At 45.1% G+C, this 8,500-nt stretch carries 8 protein-coding genes; 1 reads left to right on the top strand and 7 read right to left on the bottom strand.

What is annotated here, in order from left to right; all coding sequences use genetic code 11:
* Window positions 1-232: 232 nt before the first annotated feature.
* From BC792_RS18110 to BC792_RS18085, 6 genes are all read right to left on the bottom strand, one after another.
* Window positions 233-1,735, bottom strand: a complete 1,503-nt coding sequence (locus BC792_RS18110; RefSeq protein WP_148910429.1) for a S26 family signal peptidase — start codon at window positions 1,733-1,735, stop codon at window positions 233-235.
* A 57-nt stretch (window positions 1,736-1,792) separates the two neighbouring features.
* Window positions 1,793-2,539, bottom strand: coding sequence for a 4-hydroxy-tetrahydrodipicolinate reductase (gene dapB, locus BC792_RS18105; RefSeq protein ID WP_148910428.1), 747 nt, complete (start codon window positions 2,537-2,539; stop codon window positions 1,793-1,795).
* A gap of 371 nt (window positions 2,540-2,910) precedes the next feature.
* A complete protein-coding gene (locus BC792_RS18100; RefSeq protein ID WP_211357585.1) occupies window positions 2,911-3,642 on the bottom strand; it encodes a DUF5683 domain-containing protein in 732 nt (243 codons plus the stop codon).
* Window positions 3,642-4,562, bottom strand: coding sequence for a ParB/RepB/Spo0J family partition protein (locus BC792_RS18095; protein ID WP_148910426.1), 921 nt, complete (start codon window positions 4,560-4,562; stop codon window positions 3,642-3,644). The genes BC792_RS18100 and BC792_RS18095 overlap by 1 nt, the downstream gene beginning before the upstream one ends.
* 1 nt (window position 4,563) lies before the next feature.
* Window positions 4,564-5,361 (bottom strand): ParA family protein, encoded by a 798-nt coding sequence (locus BC792_RS18090; RefSeq protein ID WP_148910425.1) that lies wholly within the window; start codon window positions 5,359-5,361, stop codon window positions 4,564-4,566.
* A gap of 350 nt (window positions 5,362-5,711) precedes the next feature.
* Window positions 5,712-6,548: a UDP-2,3-diacylglucosamine diphosphatase gene (locus tag BC792_RS18085; protein WP_148910424.1), complete on the bottom strand. Its 837-nt coding sequence runs from the start codon at window positions 6,546-6,548 to the stop codon at window positions 5,712-5,714.
* Window positions 6,549-6,668: 120 nt separating this feature from the next.
* On the opposite strand from BC792_RS18085, the gene BC792_RS18080 reads away from it, so the two are divergent.
* Window positions 6,669-7,382, top strand: coding sequence for a 3-keto-disaccharide hydrolase (locus BC792_RS18080; RefSeq protein ID WP_148910423.1), 714 nt, complete (start codon window positions 6,669-6,671; stop codon window positions 7,380-7,382).
* A 191-nt stretch (window positions 7,383-7,573) separates the two neighbouring features.
* On the opposite strand, the gene BC792_RS18075 is transcribed toward BC792_RS18080, so the two are convergent.
* A complete protein-coding gene (locus tag BC792_RS18075) occupies window positions 7,574-8,116 on the bottom strand; it encodes a hypothetical protein (protein WP_148910422.1) in 543 nt (180 codons plus the stop codon).
* Window positions 8,117-8,500: the final 384 nt, after the last annotated feature.

Raw genomic sequence — 8,500 nt, 5'->3', positions numbered from 1 at the left:
TGTTTCCATAGCTCCGTCTTTAGTTTTCACTTTGTTGACTTTAAAGTTATGTGAAACTTCTTCCCGGAGCTATACCCTTTCAAACATACAAACTAAAAAACAATAAATTGTATGTTCGTCATCCTTTGTCTGTATTTCCGAGACATTCATGAACTCGTTTAACTCAGTTTGACAACCCGTCCTGAGCTTGACGAAGGTATCAACTAAAAGAAGGCGTTTGAAACGCCTTCTTTTAGTTGATACCTTTAAAAATTCTATTCCATCGGATCTTTGATAAAAAGCTACCATTTTCATCGTAGCTCATCCACGTAAACAGCGCCTTCCCTACGATATGGTCTTCCGGCACAAATCCCCAGGCACGGGAGTCCAGCGAATTATGTCTATTATCCCCAACCATCCAGTAGTAGTTCTGTTTGAACGTATAGGTTGCCGATTTCTGTCCATTGATATAATAACCATCGCCCCTCTTTTCTAACGTGTTACCTTCGTAATCACGGATAGCGCGCGCATACATGGGCACTGATAAAGAATCCAATGACACGGTCCATCCCTTCGCAGGTATTGTGATTGGACCAAAGTTGTCGAAGTTCCACCTGTAGTGGTTATCGTGCGGGTACGTATCGCCCAGAAGCTGGGACTTGTCTAATGTTCCCATCTCGACAGATTTTACATTTCCCCAGGCTTTTACAACTTCGGCCTCATCGGCGGTCATAAAGACCCGGAAGATATCCGGCTGGTTTGTTGGATAGTACTCCAATCGAAGGTCTTTCATGCGTTCGGGGTTGAGCCCGGATTGATCCGTATAAACATAATAGTCCATCTGCATTTCAGGCGGCGTAAATCCGGGCTGTCCGTTTACCATAAGTTTCGCACCTTCCATGGCAATGACATCTCCGGGAAGCCCGACGCATCGCTTAATGTAATTTTCCCGTTTATCGATGGGCCTCGTGACGACCGTGAATTGATTATGAACGGCCTCCTTTCCCATGTAACGGACCATATCGGCATACGTCTGGTCCTGATGTTCCAACACCACCGTATCGCCGGCTGGAAAATTAAAAACCACGACATCGTTTCGTTTTATTTCCTGAAAACCGGGTAACCGCTTATAGGGTAGCTGGACCAGCTCAGAATAAGCCTTTCCACCCGTTACCGGCATGGTATGATGGGCGAAGGGAAAAGCGAGCGGCGTCATAGGTACGCGCGGACCATAATTTAGCTTGCTCACGAACAAGAAGTCTCCTATCAATAGGCTCCGTTCCATCGATCCGGTTGGAATCATATAGGCTTCGATAAGGAAGCCCCGAATTAGTGATGCGGCCACCGTCGCAAAGATAATAGCATCGGCCCATTCTCTTGCCACCGATTTTTTATATGGATACTTTTTCCGGAACTCTTCGGTATTGGACGGTCCTAGATAGCGAACATTCGAGTCTCTTCCCCAAAGGGGTAAATAAATAAAGGGCAGTAAAACCGCCACCGCAGTCTCCCAAAACCTACGTTTGCCGAAACACTTCAAAAAATCTAAATAAAGCCCATAAAAAATGAAAATGTTAACGATAGGCACCAATAGGAGGACAACCCACCATGTTGGACGTGCTGTTAGCTGTGCCATGACGTATTCTCTATAAAACGGCACAATGGCCTCCCAGCCCTGCTTGCCCGCTTTTTTAAACAGCAGCCATAGACCGTACAGGGAAGCAATGGTCAGTACTGCAAAAATAATATACCACATACTATATGTTAAAAGTTAAAAAATCAAATTAAGCATAACGTCTACAGCACCGCAACATTACGCCAGCTGAAAGTTAAACATTTCCGTTACCTGGAAAAAGCCTTTTTTTCCCTGTAACCATTCTGCGGCCACCACAGCCCCCAACGCGAACCCCGCCCGGCTATGCGCTGTATGTTTAAATTCAATCTGATCAACCTCGGAGCTATATAATACCGTATGCGTACCGGGAACCTCCTCGATACGATGGCTTTCGATAAGCAGCTCTTCGGGCCTTGGAATGGTTTCCTCTCCCTCACCAACAACATTATTGATCCAGCCAGACTTGCTTTCGATACCTTCCAAAATACCTTCCGCTATGGTAATCGCCGTCCCGCTTGGCGCGTCAAGCTTGTGAATATGGTGAATTTCCTCCACCTGGACATCGTATTGCTTATAAGGCCCCATCGCTTTGGCTAACAGCTTATTAATGTGGAAAAATATATTCACACCGATGCTGAAGTTAGATCCATACAAAAGAGACTGATTTGCTTCTATACAAACAGATCTGACTTCCTCGATATGTTCGTACCATCCTGTTGTCCCCACAACAATAGGCAAATCTGCTTCAAAACAAAGACTGATGTTGCCCATCGCAGCTGCCGGCTCACTAAAGTCGATAGCGACATCCGCGCCAGCAAGATCGCCCGCCGTAATGTCGGAACGGTTATTTTTATCAACTATTAATAGGATTTCATGGCCTCTTTTGACAGCGAACTTTTCGATCAACTGTCCCATTTTACCATATCCTAAAAGCACTATTTTCATCTGTTTAAATTATCTATGAATGTTAAACCTCAACTGTATAGATGAGCTCGTTACACTCGGTTTGTTTTTTAATGGCGATGAAGCTATCAGATTTATTCGTGGCACATATGTTTCAGTGACATTCATGAGCTCACTTCATTCGGTATTCATACCCTGTGTAGTTTGAATAAATCATGATGGTTTCATCTGATTAATTAGTTATTCATTTCGTGTCTGTTCTCAACGGCATTCATGATCTCACTTCGTTCTGTTTGGCAAAACACTTATTGTTTGCTTCTCTTTGAATCTATAGAACAAGTATGCTTCCAACCCTTTCACCTACGTTATTTTTGTTCGACGGGCAGGCCATAGCGTTACTTTCTCTTATTTTACTATTTCAAATTCAATGTCAATTTTATTCCAGGCGCCACACCATATCCCGACAGTCCATATCCACCATGTGCATACGTCGGCATCAGTGCAGGGCGTATTCTCATACTCATATCACGCCCGATGTCCCATCGATTTTTTAACATGGAATCCACGTATGCTTCTATGACATTCAACCCCCACCATCCCACGGAGACCAAAATCGTCAGGTCACGGTTCCTTCGGGCATAATCTTTCTGGCGAACGAGCCCCTCGTTCCCCCAGTTAATCAGGTCTGGATCATTGGGTGTATCGCCATACTCCAACCGAAAGGCTATTTCATCTAAAAACTTTTTATAATACCATTGCCAATAATCGAATACGACGTATCCCGTGACCAGTCCTCCATAGATAATGGGCACCTTTATCCACCATAGGCCTTGGTTTGTATATTGCCCCCAACCGGGGACGATCAAGGAACGCTTCCAGGCAACCCGGGATAAACGTTCAATTTCTAAACGCGCTGAATCTTTTTTTATACCTTTATAGTAATATTTTTCCCGTTCAGCTTCTGCCCGTTCGCGTGCCCGCCGTTCTTTCCGGGATTCTTTCTTTACCGTATCCTGTGCTAATTTTATGGAATCCTGTAACACTGTATCTGCAGCAACAGAATCCAGCCTGATGGAGTCACGTTCTTGGGCATAAGCACACAACGAGCCAATGAGAACGAAAAAAAATAGGAGTAAATAGCGCATCACCAGTCTAATAGCTCAAGGATGCGACTTAAATCGTCCTCACTATCGAAAGGAATTTCGATAGCTCCCTTTCCTTTACTGTTCTTTATGTTAAGCCGGACACGTGTTGAAAACTTAGAGGCCAGGTCGTCTTCAATCTTTTGATATTGAAAGTCCAGCTGCTTTCCCACGGGATGTTTTTTCGGTTTGCTCTGCTGTTGAATATTACGTACTAGTATTTCCGCCATCCGGACAGAAAGTCCCTTATCGATAATTTCCTGATACACATACAATTGCTTTTCAACTTCACCGACGTTTATCAATGCTCTTGCGTGTCCCATTGATATCTGACCATCCCGGATACCGGCTTGAATAACGGGAGGCAACTTTAATAGGCGCAGGTAGTTCGTCACCGTAGAACGGTTTTTACTTACCCGTTCACCGAGCTCTTCCTGTTTTAGATTACACTCTTCAATCATCCGCTGAAAGCTCAAGGCAACCTCTATCGCATTTAAGTTCTCGCGCTGGATGTTTTCGATAAGCGCCATCTCCAGCATCTGCTGGTCGTTCGCTGTGCGGACATACGCAGGGATCTCATCTATTCCCGCCAGCTTGGACGCACGTAAACGACGCTCCCCGCTAATAAGCTGGTACTCGTTTTTGCTGATCTGTCTTACAGTAATGGGCTGAATTAACCCTTGCACCCTGATGGACTCGGCCAATTCGTTCAAAGCCTGCTCATCAAAGTCTGTACGCGGCTGGAAAGGGTTGACCGCGATCTGACTGATGTTGATAAAGTTTATGCTTCCCGCAGAAGCGGCATTTGTGTTGTCTTTCGCGACAGGCCCGTTGCTATTTGCGTTTTTGGAAACCTGAATATCCTCGCTCTGCAGCAAGGCGCCCAAGCCTTTTCCTAACCCTGTTTTTCTCTGTAATGCCATACTATACTGTTGCTGTTTGCGAATTTTCTTTTACTAAACCATTTTTCTGTAGGATTTCACGCGCGAGATTCAAGTAGTTAATCGCTCCTTTACAAGACGCATCGTGCATAATGACAGATATTCCAAAACTTGGAGCCTCACTTAATCGCGTATTTCGCTGAATGATGGTATCAAATACCAGGTCGCTAAAATGCGTACGAACCTCTTCAACAACCTGATTGGAAAGACGGAGACGCACGTCGTACATAGTCAGCAATATTCCTTCAATTTCTAAACTGGTGTTTAACCTTGTCTGCACGATCTTAATGGTGTTAAGAAGTTTTCCCAACCCCTCCAACGCAAAATATTCACACTGCACTGGTATGATAACCGAATCAGCGCCCGTCAACGCGTTGATGGTGATCAGCCCTAAAGAAGGAGAACAGTCGATGATAATAAAATCGTAGTCGTCTTTCACTTCCTGCAGCATTTTCATCATCTTAAACTCGCGCTCGTGCATGTTGATCATTTCAATCTCCGCGCCCACCAGATCGATGTGTGCAGGAAGCAGATCCAGATTTGGGGTATCGGTCGGCTGTATGGCCTCGCGAGGGTCTAGATCGTTTACCAGACATTCATACACACTTGCTTTTATCCCCCGGGGATCAAAACCGATTCCTGAAGTGGAATTCGCTTGAGGATCCGCATCTACCAACAACGTTTTATGCTCCAACACGGCCAGACTTGCTGCCAAATTTATAGAAGTCGTTGTCTTTCCTACTCCGCCTTTTTGATTAGCAATTGCTATAATTTTTCCCATGAGATTGAAACCTTTTTTTTCTAAAAGCCAGAAGCATAGATCTTTTCCAAAATTAGCTCAATTTATCATCTATCAGACAAGGTAAATGCTTAAATGATGTTAAAATTAGCTTTTTGTACCAAAGCGCCATGCGCCAGCTAAGGTTGCTAAGATACAAAAAATAGCATTATGACTTTATATCGAATTGGCGCTTTTTGTGGAGTTTATGCCTAGAGGTATAAATGAAAAAAAGATCGGGACTTCTGCTTCTTCCCTACGCAGCCGTTCTGCTAGAAAAGCAAGGAACAGAAAGCGGATGACAGGCGTACTACGCTGACCTTCAATAAGAATATTGGTTCCGTGCCGCTATTTTAGATTGTTCCTTTAATTATATTATTCAGCAGTTCGTCGAGGTTGTTTCTAAACTCCATCGCGGCTGCCGGGTTCGGAAATTTCTCGAGCAACGCTTTACTTTCCTCGTAACTAAACATGTCCCATTGTCCTCCATGATATTCTAAAGCGGTGAGATTCTCGATCCAGTCGCCCGAATTCATATAAACACAGGATCCTTTTTTAGTTTCAACGGTTCTAATCTGTGGTTGATGTATATGTCCGCAGACCACATAGTCGTACCTGTTCTCGATTGCTAGATGCGAAGCCGTCTCCTCAAAATCTGAGATGAACTTCACCGCCTTTTTCACTGAATTTTTAATCCGTTTGGACAGGGAATATTTCTCTTTTCCCAATTTGGTTAGCCCCCAATTGACGATGTTATTCAGCTGTATTAATCGATCATATCCCCAACCTCCCAATTTTGCCAGCCATTTCGTATGTTGAATCGAAGCATCGAACACATCTCCGTGAAAGATCCACGTTTTTTTTCCGTCCATCTCCAGCAGTAGCCGGTTTGTCAGGGTTATTTGACCAAACTGCATCCGCCCAAACTTCCTCAGCATTTCATCATGGTTCCCTGTAATATAGGTTACTTCACACCCTTGGTAGGCCAGATCCAGAATATACTTCAACACCCGCAGGTGCGATGTCGGAAAGTAGCTTTTACGAAATTGCCAAATGTCAATGATGTCGCCGTTGAGGATAAGTTTCCGTGGATTGATTGAGGATAGGTACCGGAGTAATTCTTCAGATCTACATCCATATGTTCCGAGGTGTATGTCGGAGATCACGACCAATTCTACGTCTCGCTTCATAATCGTTTTTTCAAAGTAACGACTTTGATATTAATACATGATTGCCAAGACGTTAACAAATCGTCAATTTTATCCTTTCTGATTTTTTTCTATATTCGTGCAGACTGAAAACCGCTTATCATGAAACTGATCTTACCCTTATTGCTATTGTTTGTGTACGCCTCATGCACCTCATCTTCAAATAAAGATAGCGGGTCCGCCGAGGAGACAGACGGCTGGCAGACGCTGTTTGATGGAAAAACGCTCAACGGTTGGCATATCTACAATAAAGGAAACACTGCATCGAAATGGACGGCTTCTCGTGGCGTGTTGTTATGCGACCCCAAAAAAAAGGAGGGCATCTTTGGCGACCTTGTTACCGATAGTATTTACGAGAACTTCGAGCTGGAGCTGGAGTGGAAGGTTGCCAAAGGTGGAAATAGCGGCATTTTCATTAACGTGCAAGAAGATCCGAGCTATGCAGCTACGTTTGCCACCGGACTGGAGATGCAACTGCTGGACAATACTCACGCCGAGCACAGACACCAGATAGACTCTACCCATTGGGCCGGTTGCCTATATGCTGTCGATTGTGTAGGCGGGAATTCTTCGCCCGCCGCATACGGATCGTGGAACAGAAGTCGCGTGGTTCAGCAGGATGGAAAGGTGAGCTTTTGGCTGAATGGCCAACTGACGTTTGAAGGAGAGATACAGAGCGAAAAATTTAGGCAGAAAGTATCCTCGGGCGCCATGAAAGCGTACCCGGACTTTGCCAAGCATTCCTCGGGAAGAATTGCACTGCAAAACCATACGGATTCGGTATCTTTCCGCAATATCCGCATCAGGGAGCTATAGGTATGAGCGAAGTCACTAGGCTCCGGACAAGGTCGTTAAACGGCTAAATACGAAAAAAGCACCGCGGACGTAACCTTGCCAACCGCCGACGTAACCTCGCCAGCTGCGAACAACATGTCGTCCGCTCTTGAGGACTTTACGTTCAACCTCGACGATTTTACATCCGTTGCGCACGAGTTTACCTCCTTTGCTCACAACTTTACACCGGAATCCGACGACATTACGTTAACTATCAACGTAACGTCGTCGAGAGTTAAGGTAATGTCGATCGCGCACGAAGAGCTTACTTCGGCAATGAACGTACTTCTCTCCATCTTGCACGACATCTCTTCGGCCATCGACGTCATGCCGTTCATCGTCAACGTGTTTACATCCGCCACGGACGAAGGTTCCTCCATAGCGGACGTAATGCTGTGAGCGCCCGACGTAATGTTGTCGACGTTCGACGTAATTACCTCCGCGTTGAACGTAATCACTTGCGCCGCCGAGAAAAGAACGCTGGTGTTCAATGTAATAACGCGTGCCCTCCAGTAAACCTCCTCCGGTGCCGACGTCTTGTCATCGGCGTTCAAAGAGATAACGTCCAGTCTGCAAGTAAGTACAGACGCACTGGACGTAAAGTCTTCAGCTATGGAAGTGATTACGCGGAAGCTTCGGTAGTTTCCCTCCGCTGTCCATGATATATCCTCCGCCACGCACGACTTTACGCCGATTGCTGACGTAAAGTCGTCCACGCTACTTCAAATTACGTCCGCGCTCATTCTTTTCGTGAACCGTGATCGGAAGTGAGAAATCAGAAGTCAGATATGAGTATTGAGATGTGAGATATTAGATCTGAGAAGTCAGAAATTAGGGGTTAGCTTTACGAATCAGCAACTTTACGACTTATAGCCATTTGCCATCAGCCTTTCACTTCACGACTTCACAAATTAACGACTTTACGGCTTTTAGCTTATATCTAACTTCCTTTAAGCTTTTTAACGCTATCTAACTACCTAATACTATTGCCGAATTACGAATCACTTCTTCTTAAATGCATCTATTCCCCTCTGCAGGAAATTAGCATAGCTGTCGACGTCGTAGTCGGCGCCGCTCGGAGGCAGCAGCACATTTCCGTC

This window comes from Sphingobacterium allocomposti (assembly GCF_008124885.1).
In the GTDB taxonomy this organism is placed as follows: Bacteria; Bacteroidota; Bacteroidia; order Sphingobacteriales; family Sphingobacteriaceae; genus Sphingobacterium; species Sphingobacterium allocomposti.
The sequence above is the reverse complement of the archived record's forward strand: the minus strand, read 5'-3'. Positions and strand labels throughout refer to the sequence as shown.

Bases quoted from the DNA above. Each gene is read 5' to 3' on its own strand.
- BC792_RS18100 (WP_211357585.1), bottom strand. From the start codon at position 3,642: ATGCGCTATTTACTCCTATTTTTTTTCGTTCTCATTGGCTCGTTGTGT.
- dapB (WP_148910428.1), bottom strand. From the start codon at position 2,539: ATGAAAATAGTGCTTTTAGGATATGGTAAAATGGGACAGTTGATCGAA.
- BC792_RS18090 (WP_148910425.1), bottom strand. From the start codon at position 5,361: ATGGGAAAAATTATAGCAATTGCTAATCAAAAAGGCGGAGTAGGAAAG.
- BC792_RS18095 (WP_148910426.1), bottom strand. From the start codon at position 4,562: ATGGCATTACAGAGAAAAACAGGGTTAGGAAAAGGCTTGGGCGCCTTG.
- BC792_RS18085 (WP_148910424.1), bottom strand. From the start codon at position 6,548: ATGAAGCGAGACGTAGAATTGGTCGTGATCTCCGACATACACCTCGGA.
- BC792_RS18080 (WP_148910423.1), top strand. From the start codon at position 6,669: ATGAAACTGATCTTACCCTTATTGCTATTGTTTGTGTACGCCTCATGC.
- BC792_RS18110 (WP_148910429.1), bottom strand. From the start codon at position 1,735: ATGTGGTATATTATTTTTGCAGTACTGACCATTGCTTCCCTGTACGGT.